This is a genomic window from Anabaena azotica FACHB-119 (genome assembly GCF_014697625.1).
Taxonomy (GTDB): Bacteria; Cyanobacteriota; Cyanobacteriia; order Cyanobacteriales; family Nostocaceae; genus Trichormus; species Trichormus azoticus_A.
Window position 1 is genome coordinate 183030 of record NZ_JACJSG010000001.1, and the last position, 14468, is coordinate 197497.

The 14468-nt window shown below is 44.0% G+C and carries 14 protein-coding genes and 1 riboswitch; of the genes, 2 read left to right on the forward strand and 12 right to left on the reverse strand.

All coding sequences use genetic code 11. The annotated features are described in order from the left end of the window. Positions 1-38 precede the first annotated feature (38 nt). The 9 genes from H6G83_RS00825 to H6G83_RS00865 form a co-directional block, all read right to left on the reverse strand. A complete protein-coding gene (locus H6G83_RS00825; RefSeq protein ID WP_190465648.1) occupies positions 39-893 on the reverse strand; it encodes a DUF72 domain-containing protein in 855 nt (284 codons plus the stop codon). 322 nt (positions 894-1215) lie between these two features. Then, a complete protein-coding gene (locus tag H6G83_RS00830; protein ID WP_190465650.1) occupies positions 1216-1557 on the reverse strand; it encodes a cupin domain-containing protein in 342 nt (113 codons plus the stop codon). Positions 1558-1559: 2 nt separating this feature from the next. Further along, complete coding sequence (locus H6G83_RS00835; protein WP_190465652.1) at positions 1560-2738, reverse strand: zinc-dependent alcohol dehydrogenase; 1179 nt, start codon at positions 2736-2738, stop codon at positions 1560-1562. A 141-nt stretch (positions 2739-2879) separates the two neighbouring features. Continuing rightward, entirely contained in the window at positions 2880-3287 is a 408-nt protein-coding gene (locus H6G83_RS00840; protein ID WP_190465654.1) for a hypothetical protein, read from the reverse strand. Between the two features lie 715 nt (positions 3288-4002). After that, a complete protein-coding gene (locus tag H6G83_RS00845) occupies positions 4003-5172 on the reverse strand; it encodes a zinc-dependent alcohol dehydrogenase (protein WP_190465656.1) in 1170 nt (389 codons plus the stop codon). 24 nt (positions 5173-5196) lie between these two features. Next, on the reverse strand, positions 5197-5352 hold the full coding sequence (locus H6G83_RS00850; protein ID WP_206758973.1) for a hypothetical protein: 156 nt from the start codon (positions 5350-5352) through the stop codon (positions 5197-5199). A 40-nt stretch (positions 5353-5392) separates the two neighbouring features. Next, the gene (locus H6G83_RS00855; RefSeq protein ID WP_190465660.1) at positions 5393-6085 is read right to left on the reverse strand and encodes an SRPBCC family protein; all 693 of its coding nucleotides are present in this window, start codon (positions 6083-6085) and stop codon (positions 5393-5395) included. A 394-nt stretch (positions 6086-6479) separates the two neighbouring features. Beyond that, positions 6480-7577 carry a DJ-1/PfpI/YhbO family deglycase/protease gene (locus H6G83_RS00860; protein WP_190465662.1) on the reverse strand — a complete coding sequence of 366 codons (1098 nt, stop codon included), beginning with the start codon at positions 7575-7577 and terminating at the stop codon, positions 6480-6482. Positions 7578-7648: 71 nt separating this feature from the next. Continuing rightward, positions 7649-8026: a DUF2267 domain-containing protein gene (locus H6G83_RS00865; RefSeq protein ID WP_190465664.1), complete on the reverse strand. Its 378-nt coding sequence runs from the start codon at positions 8024-8026 to the stop codon at positions 7649-7651. A 337-nt stretch (positions 8027-8363) separates the two neighbouring features. Here H6G83_RS00865 and H6G83_RS00870 point away from each other — a divergent pair, with 337 nt between their 5' ends. Continuing rightward, positions 8364-8744 carry a DUF6335 family protein gene (locus H6G83_RS00870; RefSeq protein ID WP_190465666.1) on the forward strand — a complete coding sequence of 127 codons (381 nt, stop codon included), beginning with the start codon at positions 8364-8366 and terminating at the stop codon, positions 8742-8744. Positions 8745-8994: 250 nt separating this feature from the next. Here the strand turns inward: H6G83_RS00870 and H6G83_RS00875 are convergent, their stop codons facing one another. The 3 genes from H6G83_RS00875 to H6G83_RS00885 form a co-directional block, all read right to left on the reverse strand. Further along, positions 8995-10278: a protein kinase domain-containing protein gene (locus H6G83_RS00875; protein ID WP_190465874.1), complete on the reverse strand. Its 1284-nt coding sequence runs from the start codon at positions 10276-10278 to the stop codon at positions 8995-8997. Positions 10279-10432: 154 nt separating this feature from the next. Beyond that, positions 10433-12361 carry a serine/threonine phosphatase gene (locus H6G83_RS00880; RefSeq protein WP_190465668.1) on the reverse strand — a complete coding sequence of 643 codons (1929 nt, stop codon included), beginning with the start codon at positions 12359-12361 and terminating at the stop codon, positions 10433-10435. 272 nt (positions 12362-12633) lie between these two features. Beyond that, positions 12634-13224: an rRNA large subunit pseudouridine synthase E gene (locus H6G83_RS00885; protein ID WP_190465671.1), complete on the reverse strand. Its 591-nt coding sequence runs from the start codon at positions 13222-13224 to the stop codon at positions 12634-12636. 179 nt (positions 13225-13403) lie between these two features. On the opposite strand from H6G83_RS00885, the gene H6G83_RS00890 reads away from it, so the two are divergent. Then, positions 13404-14171, forward strand: coding sequence for a Uma2 family endonuclease (locus H6G83_RS00890; protein ID WP_190465672.1), 768 nt, complete (start codon positions 13404-13406; stop codon positions 14169-14171). 198 nt (positions 14172-14369) lie between these two features. After that, positions 14370-14466: riboswitch (TPP riboswitch) on the forward strand. Positions 14467-14468: the final 2 nt, after the last annotated feature.

Here is a 14468-nt window from a genome sequence, read left to right on the forward strand (position 1 = left end):
CTTACTACGAACTGAGGGGAAATTGAGATGATTTTTTGCTACCAGAGGTTAAGTTGTTGGGGTGGATGTTGAAGTTGGTTCCAAGGTAGAGGGGGAACGGGTACGCCATTTTGTTCTAGTAGCTGTTGGAAGTAACGGGCATTGTCAGGCGATCGCTCTTCTGTAGGACAATGAACAAAGAAGTAAATTCTTGTCCCAACTTGTAACCATTGTTGAATTTGCTGCACCCACTCTTCCATAAACGGTTGATTTACCGCCAAATTGGGATGGGAAATAAACCTAATCAGGCTAAAACTTGTAGTAAGGCTGAACTGTACGGGTAATTTCGGTTTACGTCGTTCTGATTCTAACTGGGGGTCATCCTCTCCACTATAAATAGGGCGTGAATCTAGTAATACCCTTCCCACGCCCAAAGTTTCTAAAAGCTGTGTTAAATTACTCTTATAAGGTTCTTGATACCAGTCAGGATGTCTGACTTCCAGTGCTAATGGTGCTGTTGTGCGCGGCCAAGCTGCTAAAAAACTAGTCAAATCATCTATTAATGTAGGTGCATAACTCGGTGGTAGCTGGGCAAATATAGGGCCGAGGCGTTTACCCAAAGGACGCATCCCTTCTAGAAAAGTTAAAGCGGCGGGAATATAGGGTTTTAATAAACCTTGATGAGTAATATCTCGTGGTAATTTCAAACAAAACTCAAAACCCGGTGGTGTTTCCTTCGCCCAACGGCTGACAGTTTCTAGGTTTGGTATTGCATAGAAAGTAGTATTACCCTCTACCGTAGTGAAGCGACGACTGTAAAGGTGGAGAAATTCCGAAGCACGACTCCCTTGGGGATAAAATTCACCTACCCAGCCCTTGTAAGCCCAAACAGCACAACCGATCAAGAAATTCACAAGCTTTGATGGAAAAATCTACACTTTATATTAAAAGGGATTGGGCATTGGGGACAAATCAATTCAAAATTAAAGAATTTTCCTTTTATCTCCCCACTAATACTAGTTATAGAAATCCTATTTGAATTTTGAAAAAATATCACCACTTTGTAGGCCGATGCACTGCCCACCAAAACCATGATATGCCGATGCACTGCCCACCCTACGTACTATATATAAATCCTGTAGAGACGTTGCATGCAACGTCTCTACATTGCATACAACGTCTCTACAACCCGTAACCTCTCATCTGTAACCTATAACCTGTTACCTATAACCTATCTCAATTCTCATCCCGCCCATGAACTTCAGCCGGTGGGCTGGTTGCTTCCACAGCCGTGAATGGTTCTAAAATTTTATAGGTATGACTTGCACCTTTGGGTACAGTCCAAGAACTTCCCGGTTCTAGAAGGATCATTTGTCCTTCGATGTGTAACTCGGCGCGACCATTAATTACATAACCAACAGTTTCGTATTCGCGACTAGTTGGTTGTTTATCTTCACCCGGTTGTTCATCTTCCCAAAGGCGCATGGAAAGAGATTTACCCGATGCTAGATATTTCTGACCGAGTTTTCCTTTAGGGGAATGGTGAGAGTCGATTTTTTTAACGCTGGTATCACTCATATTTAGTTACCTTGCGGTTTCAATACAACTTTGATGCAGTTATCTTTCTTGTGTTTGAAAATTTCGTAACCGTGGGCTGCTTGTTCTAACGGTAGGGTGTGGGTGATGACGAATGATGGGTCAATCTCACCGTTTTGAATACGTTCTAATAAGGGTCTTAAGTATCTATGAACGTGGGTTTGTCCCATTTTCCAAGTTAAACCCTTATTCATAGCCGCACCCATCGGAATCTTATCGAGGAAGCCACCATATACACCAGCTATGGAAACATGACCACCTTTAGCAGCAGACACCAGCACTTGTCTTAATGCGGTTGGTCTGTCTGTTTCTAGTCTGACAGCTTGTTTTACTTTGTCGTAAAAAGCCATCGCATCTGTACCGTGGGCTTCCATTCCCACTGCATCAATACAAGCATCGGGGCCGCGTCCACCAGTCATCTCTTTCAGGGCTTCCCCAATATTTACTTCCTCATAATTGAGGACTTCCGCATGACATTGTTCCTTAGCCATCTGCAACCGTTCAGGAACACGGTCAAAAGCGATAACTCTTTCCGCACCCAACATATAGGCACTTTTAATCGCAAATTGTCCCACTGGGCCGCAACCCCACACAGCCACAATATCGCCGGGTTTGATGTTGCAGTTTTCCGCCGCCATGTAGCCAGTCGGGAAGATGTCAGTTAAAAATAATACTTTTTCATCTGGTAGATTATCGGGGATTTTCAGCAAGCCCACATCGGCAAAAGGCACACGGGCGTATTCTGCTTGACCGCCAGCGTAACCGCCGAAGAGGTGAGAGTAGCCAAATAGACCTGCTGGAGAGTGACCCATTTGCAGTTCTACCATCCAGGCGTTAGGGTTAGAATTATCACACAAAGACCATAAGTCCCGTTGGCAGAAGAAGCAGGAACCGCATGAGATAGTGAAGGGAACAACCACGCGATCGCCTACTTTCACATTTTTCACAGCACTGCCTAATTCTACCACTTCCCCCATGAACTCATGACCAAGGATATCGCCACTTTGCATGGAAGGAATATAGCCATCATATATATGTAAATCTGACCCACAAATAGCTGTTGAAGTAATTTTAATAATTGCATCACGCGGGTTCAGAATTTTTGGGTCAGGTACAGTTTCTACCCTAACATCATTTGCTCCATGCCAGCAAACTGCTTTCATAATTATTAGTCCTTAGTCATTTGTCATTGGTCATTAGTCATTAGTTATTAAGAGGCGCAATTATCGCGCCTCTATTGCTAATTCTCTTAGTGGCAAAATCTAGTGATTTATGAGTAACATACTCAAACTAGATATTAGTTATTAACTGCGGCTTCTAGCTTCTCTTACACGCTCAGGCTGTTGATAATAGCCACCTTCATTTTGAGTATTTGAGTTAATGGTTTCGCCAACTTTTCTTTGTACGTTTTTACCGAACTCTTTAGTAGCTCTGGGTGTCTGTTCGTCTAAGTTTAGCTTTTCTCGCACATTATCAGCAGCACCTTTAAGGCGGTTTTGAGCATTTCTTACTTGATTATCGTTGCCGATGCCTTCATTATCAGGAGTACCTTTGTAGTAAATACCTTCTGGAGTTTTGACGGTATCAGCTTGAGCAATCATAGCAGTGCCGTAGGTGAAAGATTGACCTACAAAAAAGGTTGCTGCTACTAAGAAAACAACCAAAATTTGACGAAGCAGAATATTTTGTACCCAGGAAATTACTCGATTCATAAAAATCCTCAATTAAATGAGACGATGTGTATATTTTTGCTTGAATAAATGCGCTTTAGCATCTATCTATAGCAGGGGACAGGTGACAGGTAACAGGGAATAGGGTTGAAAAACTTTTAAAGTAAAGGTTTAAGCATTAGCTAATGTCATCATCTATCAGCCAACTGCGATAAAACCATATTTAAAAATCGCTAATTAGTAGTAGTTTTTGATGGTATATTACTAATTACCTAGTTAGAAAATAGCGCTGAGAATCTAGTAGCGTGGCAATAGATTTAGAAAAATTTGAACGCAGATAAACGAGGCAGTGCGTTGGGCGGCTTTGCCGACTTAAAGCAACTGCCGTGCAGATAAACGCAGATGATTAAGCAGGACTTACGCAAGTGTCACAATTGGTAGTTGGTGCGTGACGCTACAAGTCTCATTAATACGTTCAAATATTATCGCCAGTCACACACCCTACAGAAAAAATATGCCAGTTGCGTAAGTGCTATTAAGATGAGTCATTTTTCGCTAATGCACTATTTTAACGTGAGTTCGATGAACCTCTCCCTCCCAACCTCCCTCTCCTTTTAGGAGAGGGAGGAGAAACGAAAAAATCACCCTCTTACTCCCCTCTCCTCAAAGGAGAGGGGTTGGGGGAGAGGTCAAAACAACGCTTGTCGAACTCACGTTATTTTAGTTTTGCCACGCCACTAGTACCTAGTCCTTATCCTCACGGTTTGAGTACAACTTTCACACAGTTATCTTGCTTCTGTTGAAAAATGTGATAACCTTGGGGTGCTTGTTCTAGAGGTAATTGATGGGTCACTATAAACGATGGGTCAAGTTTGCCTTCTAGGATGAGTTGCAGTAACAAATTCATGTATTTCTGACCGTGCATTTGTCCCATCCTGAAGGTTAAACCTTTATTAAAGGCTGCACCCAAGGGTATTTTGTCTACAAACCCACCATAGACACCCATAATTGAAAGTGTTCCACCTTTACGACAAGCCACCATCATCTCCCGCAATACGTGGGGACGGTCGGTTTCTAACCTCAGCTTTTGCTTGGTTTGGTCGTAAAAGTCTTCTATACCCACACCATGTGCTTCCAAACCCACAGCATCAATACAAGCATCAGGGCCGCGTCCGCCAGTCATTTCTTTTAACGCTTCGCCTGCATTCACTTCTTCGTAATTGATAACTTCGGCTTTGGCGTACTTTCTCGCCATCTCTAAACGTTCGGGAAAACGGTCTATAGCGATGACTTTTTCTGCACCCATCATATAAGCACTAATCATGGCAAACTGTCCCACAGCGCCGCAACCCCATACAGCCACAGTATCACCTGGCTGAATGTCGCACATTTCAGCACCCATATATCCGGTAGGGATAGCATCGGAGATGAATAGCAGCTTCTCATCGGGGATATCTGCTGGAACTTTCACCACACCCACATCAGCAAAGGGAACGCGGATATATTCAGCTTGTGCGCCAGCGTAACCACCTAATAGATGAGAGTAGCCATAAATGGCTGAGGTGATATTACCATAGAGTTTTTCTTCTAAATAGGTGTTGGGGTTAGAGTTGTCGCACAATGACCACAGATCACGCTGACAATAGCTGCATCTACCACAGCCAATTGTAGAAGGAACAACGACGCGATCGCCTATTTTTAAATTATCGACCCCGCGTCCAACTTCGACCACTTCCCCCATAAATTCGTGACCGATTATATCACCTTTCTGCACAGTGGGAATATAGCCGCCGTAAATATGTAAATCAGAACCACAAATTGCTGTGGAAGTAATTTTAATAATCGCATCACGCGGATTAAGAATTGTCGGGTCTGGAACCGACTCCACCCGCACCTCATTAGCACTTTGCCAGCAGACAGCTTTCATAATTATTTAGTCCATAGTCAATAGTCAATAGTCCATAGGAAGGGGGAAGGGGAAGGGGAAGGGGAAAGGGGAAAGGGGAAAGGGAAAGTTAATAATTTCTTCCTCATCTCCCCCCACTCCCTCATCTCCCTCATCTCCCCCCACTCCCTCATCTCCCTCATCTCCTCCCCACTCCCTCATCTCCCTCATCTCCCCCCACTCCCTCATCTCCCTCATCTCCCTATCTCCTCCCCGAAGGCTGTCCCTCGGTCGTAGCAATTTCCCCTGCTTCCATCAGCATTTTGAAGCGGCGTAGTTCATCACCTATTTGCTGTTCTGGTTCTTCGCCGAAGAGTTTGGCTATAGCAGCAGTTAAGCCACCGCCTGGGAGATTGTATTCTAAAACTACCTTCACTTCCGTACCGCGATCGCCTGGGGCTTTTTGAAAGCGGACAAAGCCGGAGTTCTCCACATCTGCACCTTCTACAGAAACCCAAGAAATAAACTCATTTTCTCGGTCTTCCAAAATCTCAGCATCCCACTCTACGTTATTACCTAAAGGTGCATTAGCTATCCAATGAGAACGTTTTTGGTCATACACCTTCACAGACTTGAGATGCTTCATAAAGGTCGGCAAATTCTCAAAGTTGTGCCAATAACGGTAGAGTTCATCGGCTGGCTTATTAATTGTCACCGTCTTTTCAACTTTGAGGGGTTTATTCATCCCTATTGCATCTTGCGCTTGCTGAATTGTGCTTTGTTTAGTTGCACCTTGGTAAATCAAACCGCCACCAGCCAAAGCCGTCAGCACACCCCGCAAAGAGGCTTGTCTTAAACCCAGCAACACCATCGCCCCACCGCCAATAAGCGAAGCCCAACGTTCAGTTTCACTAGCTTGGCTATTTCCCTGTTTATCTCCCGATGTCAAAGTCACTCTCTTTACCTCCTAATAAATGTGGGAAGTAGGGAGCTTGACTAAATAGTAAAGTCCCTATTCAAACTTACTCATAGTTCATCAATGTCAGAAAGTTTTGTTTTCTAGAACCTGTTGATTTTTTGGCAGAGTAATCTTATACTTACTAAAATAATGTTGGCTTAACCTTAACTCAACGTCTGTGGACAAGCAGTAGTTGTCTACCTTGGTTGTTCGCGCTAGCGTCGCGGAGCGAAGCAAGAAGAAAACACTAAACTCATCAACTTTTTTTGAATAAGTTTAGATAAGTTTTTCGGAGCAGTAGAAAGGAATAATTTCAAAATTCAAGAAATACTCCCTCATCTCCCTGTTCCCCTCTTGGGAGGGGTTAGGGGTGGTTTCTCCCCCATATCTTCTACATAGATACAGCCGACCCTGTTGTGGGCTGAGGAGACTGGACTGTAGCACTTGTGCGTGTGCGGTATAGTGCTATTAATCGCTGCTCGTATTTGACCAAATCTTTGTAAATCTCTTTGAAAATAGCCGTTGCTACGGGGTCAGTGTACATGGCGCAGAGATTACCAATATCACCAATACCTGTTTGTAAGTCTCCCAAGGCGCTGCGTATTTGGAATATATCATCGCTACCAGTCATAGCGGTTTTGACTTTGGCATATTGGTTAGCGATGTTTGCACCTAAAGAAGGTTTATCACCAAGTCTAGTGAGATAGCTTTCCAGATACTCGATATGACGCTGTTTATTAGTAATCATCTCTTGGAACAGCGCTTTTGCTTCTGTATCTGACTCTTTATCAAAATACTTCTGTAGCGCTTCTAGAGAGTAGCGTTCTCCACCCAAAGCAGTATTGACACCTCTGACAATATCACCTTTGGTAGAACCGCCCCAAGCATCAGCCAACTTCCACCATTCGGCGCTATTGTCTTGTTCATCTGGTAGTGCAACGTCTTTACCACCGTAACCCAGACGACTCAAAATAGCTGTGGTGAAAATGGCTAAATCTCCAGGTTCGCGGGATGTAATCAAGTTCCCATCAACTACCAGCGCCTCATCTAGATAATGTGCGCCAGCATTAATCATATCTTTGCTGATGGCAATAAAGCCAGTAGCACGTTTACCTTTGAGTAAGTCGCCTTCGATTAACACTTGTGGCCCGTGACATACAGCTGCTACTAATTTACCTTGCTGCATTGCTTCTTGGATGAAGCGGACTGTATTCACATTACGCCGCATCTTATCGGGAGCCATCCCCCCAGGGATAACAACGGCATCAAATTCAGAAGCGATCGCTTCAGTCGTAGTACCATCAGCTTGAACCGAAAGTCGGCCGCGTTTTCCCTTATATTTTTCGTTTATCCGCGAACCGAGAACAACCACCTCAAACCCTGCTTGTTTTAAACCGTTGCAAGGAACGGTAAACTCTGCATCCTCTACTGCTTGTTCAATTAGAATAGCTACTTTTTTCTTGCTTGAATGATTATGATTTATAGTCATATTTTCCCTGTTTAATGGTTGATGCTTCTGAATATGAAAACTTGTAATTATGCTGAAATTTCGCTACTAGGCTATGTCCCAAACATTTCCTCATAATCATGGGAAAAATGTTGGTGCAGTTTAGCAAATGCTTCTGGTTTAATTGCATTTTGTAACACTGCAAAAACAGCACGCACATGAATTGCTGTGGTTGTCGGTTCTATACTTTCCTTCTGACTCACCCGCATGATAAAATCTTGTAGGTTAAAACTCTGATCTGGTTCGCCTTCTCTACCTTGTAAACACTTGCTCAGTTCTTGGGGCAGTTCACTAGCTAACTCTTGAGCTTCTTCACCAGAAATCCGTTCTTTAATAGTTTCTAAAGTGGCACAGGTAGCTCTTTGTGCCTCGTCACGGGAGTTTGATTGAGCGAGGCTTTGGACATGGGTGATAAATTCGTCGTATTGCACTTTCTACCTCCACTGATAAAAATCAATACTAAAAAAATAGATTTTTCCAATAAAAACAAATAAGTATAAATACATTTTTAATTCCTAGCAAAAATAGTTATGAGTTAAAAGACTTTAAATAAAAGTATTGTGGGTGAAAAACTCCTAACTCATAACTAACAGATTCAACTACAAGTGGCTTGACCTTGATTTCACATTTCTCAGATTAGGCGGGAATAGCTAGTTTTACTTCGTTCCCAGGAAATAGATTCTTTTACTTCTAAAGTTGTACACCTTATGTCAGACAACTTAAGGAAAATAAAAGGCTATTGTGAGAATATAGAAAATGGCAAATATTATGACAAAAGAAACTGATAATCAAGAAATTAACTTAAATGATTTGCCACAGGAAGTTACCGAATCCTATGGTACTGGTGTCAAAGATTTACCCGGATACAACCTCGGTACAGGGCATGAGTATACAGAAAATAGCCCGGAGTTTAGCTTGGGTAATGCGAATGAAGATAATTATTGGGCAGATACAGTAGGTGACGAGGCTGTTGGCGGTACTGTGGCAATGCCTGAACAGGATGTCACCGAGGAGATAGAAGCGGCTGTAGGCTTGGAAATGAACGATAAAGCCTTCCTCCGCACCAACGACATTCTAGAACAGCGTGATGATAGGCGCTGGGAATTAGATCCTAAGTCTTCTGAAGATTACGAGGAACGTAGGGAATAGTGTCAACTTAAGCCAAGGCGTAATGAGACTGTTGGTCAATTAATGATGAGTTAAACCCCTCACCCTTAAAACCTTGGTTTAGCGTTGCCTTCCCGCCCTGCAATCAATTGTGGGCTAATAGCTTAAGTGCGTGGAAACAAAATAAAATTAAATAAATTAACCTGAGTTCGACCAGCGTTGTTTTGACCTCACCCCCAACCCCTCTCCTCGTAGGTGTAGAAGCGGTTTCTAACCGTCTATTGTAATCCTTTCACTTACAAGCCGCTAACGCCACCGCTAATTCCTTTGCCGACTGAAAGCGATCGCGCGGTAAAGGTTCCGTCACCCGCTCAATTACATCCTTTAACTTGGGTGTGACCGTAGGAATATTACTCACATCAAAGCGAAAAGCACGTCCTTTCTGGCGGTAAAATTTGAAAGGACTCTCGCCAGTGATGAGAAAAATTAGCGTTGGGCCGATCGCATATAAATCAGATTGGGTTAAAGGCTGTCCCCGTTCTTGTTCTGGGGCGCAATAACCCTCTGCACCGATGCGTGTCCCTGGTGTAGTGCCGATTTCCTTCACCGCGCCAAAATCTAACACAGCTATTTGATTATTCGCCGTCCGTACCATCAGGTTCGCCGGCTTAATATCACGGTGAATGAGTGGCGGTTCTTGACTGTGGAGATAATCGAGAATATCACAGGTTTGGATCATCCAGGCGATCGCTTGGCTAGGTATTACTGGGCCAGTGGTATAGATGCGCTTTTCCAAATCTTGCCCATGCACCAATTCCATCGCCAAATATTTCTTCCCACCCTCCACAAAAAAATCATAATACTTGGGAATCCCTGGATGATTGAGAGATTTGAGAGTGTAGGCTTCCCGTTCAAATAACTCTTGCGCCTTGGCAATTCTCGCCATATCCGCATTCATTTGCTTTAACACCAACAATTTTGGTTGTCCAGCAATCACACCAGCCGCATCCCAAGCCAAATAAGTAGTCCCCATACCTCCCTGTCCCAAAGTGCGTAACACTTGGTAATGGCGGATAGTTTGAATTACCGTAAGCGGTTGTCCACAATGGATACAAAATAAATTTTGTGGCGAATTCCCCTCATGGGTACAAGTTACAGTCAAACTACTACCATTGTGAGACAATTCTGAAGAACTTTTTCCCCCCAAACCACCAACCCCAGGACTATCTCCCGGCGCAACTGATTCCCATCCCAATGGTACTTCCTCCTGAGTTTGGAATTGTAGAATCGGCCCACCCTGGGCTAGTTGCAGGATGGCATTATTTGGCAACGAATCCTGAATTACCAAAATGCCATTAAGAAAAGTGCCATTTGTCCCCTTACTAATCACCTGCCAGGAACCACCGCCAGCAGAACTAATTTGCCGAATTTCCAGATGATGGCGAGACACCAAACTATCAGTCAAAATTACATGATTATCCGCCGCGCGACCAATCCGAATCACGGGGGAATTTTCAAAGCACCACTGCTTCAGGGGTGTTTTTTGTTGCGGTTCTAGCAGCGTCAGAGTGACCACAATACGACCTGTGTAAGAGTTAGGAAACGGGGACTGGGGATTGGGTACTGGGGATTGGGGATTGGGTACTGGGGATTGGGTACTGGGGATTGGGACATGAGTTTTCCTCAACTTCTCTGCTTTTTCCCAGTCCCTAGTCCCCAGTCCCTAGTCCCTAATACCCAGCCCCCTCAAGATTTGGGCGTACTTTTGCCCGGACGACTATAGCAGTAATGTTGTCATGACCATTATATTGGTTAGCTAAATCAATTAATTCTGCTACGCCCTGCTCTAAGTTAGCGCTAGAACTTAATAACGGTAGTAGGTGAGTCTGCCAGTTAGTTTCTAATAAATCATTATCAGTTAGCCCATCGGAAGCGAGAACTAGCAAACTGTCTTCGTTAATTTCAAAAAACTCCACATCTGGATTAATTGCAGTTTCATCACGCGGCCCTAATGCTTGGGTGAGTTGGTAAGCATCTGGACGGGCATAAGCAATACTAGCTTCTACCCCTCGGTTGATTTCTCTTTGACCAACTTCATGATCTACTGTCACTTGTTCTAATCCCCGTTTGCGAGTCACTCGGTAGAGGCGGCTATCTCCCACATGGGCGACGGCGGCTTGATTACCTTGAATTAATAACATCACCAAGGTAGTACCCATCCGTCCTACCCCAGAACGGGAATCTTGTTGGTTTTGGTCGTAAATTGCTTGATTAGCTAAGTAGACTGCCTCACGAATTGTATCTTCCGTTGGCAATTGTGTATTATTCCATTTTTGCTGAAAGTATTGGCGCAAAGTAGACACTGCTAACTCGCTAGCCACCTCACCGCCAGCGTGTCCCCCCATACCATCACAAAGAATATATAAACCACGAGCTTGTAAACTGCGGTTTCTCGGTAATTCTACCTTTTCAATTTTCGTTTCCATACCAAAGTAGTCTTCATTGTGATTACGTTGAAGACCAACATCAGTACGTCCAGCATCTTCCAAGCTGCTTAACTGTACGGATAACACTATCGTTGGTGCATCATCACCCTTGCTTGATGACTCATCTACATCATCTACTTGCAGGAAAGTTGGTGCATTTGTTTGTTGTTCTTCCATTGGCTGAGAATTTGGGGTTGTGGTTGCTTCTAGTTCTGTGGCGACTGCTTGCAAACGCGATCGCAACTCGGCGATCGTTTGCATCTTACCCTGTGCTAAATCTCTGAAAATCTCGATTATCGAACCAAATTGAGTGCGTTGAGATTCCCTAAATAATTCTTGCCAAACTTGCCCCAGAGCTTGTATACTTGAGAGTTGACCTGATAAAGGTAAAGTGACATCTTCTGCCGATGCTGTTGTCGCCTTAACTCCCAGTGTTGAGTCCAAGCTAGGGCTTGTCAGATACAATCTTCGTAAGGCGATCGTCTGGTCTTCATCTAAGCACAAATTTTCTAGTTCTAACAAACTGTATTGACAACTAACTGGCTCAAGTAACACCCAAAGTTGGGTCATTTGATAAAACCAATGGATAATTTCTAACGAATTAGTCGTTTCCTTGCGCCAAAAACTCACCAGAGACTGCCAGCCAGAACGGTCTTCAATCAGTATGACCTGAACATTGCCATCCTGCCAAGCATCGTGAATTTGGGGAAATTCTGGGTGTTTTTGGGCTTGTAAGACCATGTAAGCCTTAGCCAAACTAGGAATACTATCCGCTTCCACTGCGGGAGACACCAGCCCCCCTTGCTGATGAGCTAATATTGCTTCAATTGGTGAGACTTGATAAGGTTGACAGTCCAAAACCCTGGCGCTAACTTCATCCTTGGCGGTGGATAGCACTTCCAAGACTTGATAGCGCTGTTCCTTATCCAGATAAGAACCACTCAAGACAAAAGATGTAGACAGTTCCATCTTCTCTGGTTGCGCCTCAAGAGTTCCAATAATTGCCCGCCATACTGTACCAGTTTCCGCCCCACAATTGTGACAATGTTGAGCATTCACAGGTACTTCAGTACCGCATTCAGGACAAACCTTGTGGGACAAAGAAGCACCACAGTTTTGACAAAACTTGTTAGCATGAGGGTTTTCAAATTCACACTGGGGGCAAATCAGCATAGTGGAAGTTCCTTAATTCCCGTTCCGAGGTGCTTCTAGCCACTAATATCCAAAGTGCCACAATTGGCCGCCTCTGCCTACAGTAGACATATAAAAATTGTGGTTTCACCAGTGAATTTTGGTGGCAGTATTAATTCTGACGCATATTAGCCAAAGATTGCAGATATCGGCAAGGAGTTTTTGGGGATTGGTAAGTGGGGGAAGATGAGGGAGTAACCCACCCCTAGCCCCTAAGAGGAGGGGAACTGGGAAAAACAACTGTCAACTGTCCCCTACCTAACAGACGCATCTTGCAGCGATTTAAGTTCCAGGGCGGTAAGATTTCGCCACTCACCCAAAGACAGACCATCCAAGCGTAAATGTCCTATACTCACCCTAATCAAGCGCAAAGTGGGAAACCCTACAGCCGCAGTCATCCGCCGGACTTGACGGTTTTTACCTTCAGTCAAAGTCATTTCTAACCAAGCAGTGGGAACATTTTTGCGAAATCTAATTGGCGGATCGCGATCGCTCACATTCGGTTGTTCTGATAATAACCTCACCTTTGCTGGTTTCGTGCGATAATCTTGAATTGTCACCCCTGTTTGTAACTTGTGGATCGCCTCCTCATCGGGAATACGTTCTACTTGCACCCAATAAGTCCTCTCATGTCCAAAACGCGGGTCAGAGAGGCGATGCTGCAATCTGCCATTATTAGTTAATAACAGTAACCCCTCACTATCCCAATCCAACCGCCCCACAGGATACACATCCGGGACATTGATATACTCTTTGAGAGTGATATGTTTAGGGGATTCTTGAGTAAACTGACTCAAGACACCATAGGGCTTGTGAAAAATAATGTATCGATAGTCATTAGTCATTGGTCATTAGTCGTTAGTCATTAGTCATTAGTCATTAGTCATTAGTCAACAGTCCACAGTCCATAGTCATTAGTTTTTCTCCTCTGCTCCCCTGCTCCCCTGCACCTCTGCTCCCCCCAGTCCCCAATCCCCAGTCTTAGCCTAAAATATAACTAAGGCTTTAAGTGCGCCCAAGTTCTATGACCCTTGCTAAACTTTCTGAACTAGGCATTACTCATCTTCCCGACCACACTGAGTTACCAGAGTCAAATGGCAGTTTTGTAAAAAATTTTCAAGAACATCCTCAAAGTATCCTGCTAACTAACTCCATTACCAGTGTATTGCAACAACTACATCCCGATGGTCAATATGCTATCGGTCAAGATTGCGGTATTTATTGGCGTTTAACCGAACCCCCAGAAAGAGGCGCTGAAGCACCAGATTGGTTTTATGTGCCGAATGTAGCACCTATGTTAAACGGTAAGTTTCGGCGTTCTTATGTGTTATGGCAAGAGTACGTTGCACCATTAATTATCTTAGAATTTGCCTCCGGTGATGGCTCAGAGGAACGAGACACAACCCCTTTAACTGGAAAATTTTGGGTGTATGAGCAGGCGATTAGAGTCCCGTTTTATGGCATCTATGAAGTAAACAAAGCCTCTGTAGAATTGTATCACTTAGTAGATGGTCGCTACGAACTATTACCAGCCAATGAACAGGGACATTATGCTATTCCTGCGATGGGTGTTGAATTAGGCATTTGGCAAGGACAATATCAAAATATGACAGCCCCTTGGTTACGCTGGTGGGATGCACAAGGAAATTTATTACTCAGTAGTGAAGAGCGATGCCTGCGGCAAGCTACGCAAACGCATTTACTCACACTACAGTTAGAACAAGAACAACAACGAAGCGATCGCTTGGCACAAAAGCTGCGCCAGTTAGGTATTGACCCTGATCAAGTGTAGAAGCGATCTCCTTCAGCATAAATCATATATTTATTTTCCCAAGGCTGTAAATATCCGCATTTCTTGCTTTCTCTTCGCGCCTTTGCGCCTTTGCGTGAGGCAAAAAATATTTAAGTACACAAAAGCAACCCTCAACCGCCTGATATCTCATAAATTGTTAACCCCCTTGCCCCCGTGCCTAAACAAGGTGCTAAACTACATCCATGCTAGGGGTGCTTGCACCGACAGGCTGAGATCACACCCTTAACACCTGAGTCTGGGTAATACCAGCGAAGGGAAGCTGTTTATTGAGGAATT

Excerpts from the sequence above, each read along its gene's own strand:
- H6G83_RS00830 (WP_190465650.1), bottom strand. The coding sequence starts at position 1,557 with ATGAGTGATACCAGCGTTAAAAAAATCGACTCTCACCATTCCCCTAAA.
- H6G83_RS00835 (WP_190465652.1), bottom strand. The coding sequence starts at position 2,738 with ATGAAAGCAGTTTGCTGGCATGGAGCAAATGATGTTAGGGTAGAAACT.
- H6G83_RS00840 (WP_190465654.1), bottom strand. The coding sequence starts at position 3,287 with ATGAATCGAGTAATTTCCTGGGTACAAAATATTCTGCTTCGTCAAATT.
- H6G83_RS00845 (WP_190465656.1), bottom strand. The coding sequence starts at position 5,172 with ATGAAAGCTGTCTGCTGGCAAAGTGCTAATGAGGTGCGGGTGGAGTCG.
- H6G83_RS00850 (WP_206758973.1), bottom strand. The coding sequence starts at position 5,352 with ATGAGGGAGTGGGGAGGAGATGAGGGAGATGAGGGAGTGGGGGGAGAT.
- H6G83_RS00860 (WP_190465662.1), bottom strand. The coding sequence starts at position 7,577 with ATGACTATAAATCATAATCATTCAAGCAAGAAAAAAGTAGCTATTCTA.
- H6G83_RS00870 (WP_190465666.1), top strand. The coding sequence starts at position 8,364 with ATGACAAAAGAAACTGATAATCAAGAAATTAACTTAAATGATTTGCCA.
- H6G83_RS00880 (WP_190465668.1), bottom strand. The coding sequence starts at position 12,361 with ATGCTGATTTGCCCCCAGTGTGAATTTGAAAACCCTCATGCTAACAAG.
- H6G83_RS00885 (WP_190465671.1), bottom strand. The coding sequence starts at position 13,224 with ATGACTAATGACTATCGATACATTATTTTTCACAAGCCCTATGGTGTC.
- H6G83_RS00890 (WP_190465672.1), top strand. The coding sequence starts at position 13,404 with ATGACCCTTGCTAAACTTTCTGAACTAGGCATTACTCATCTTCCCGAC.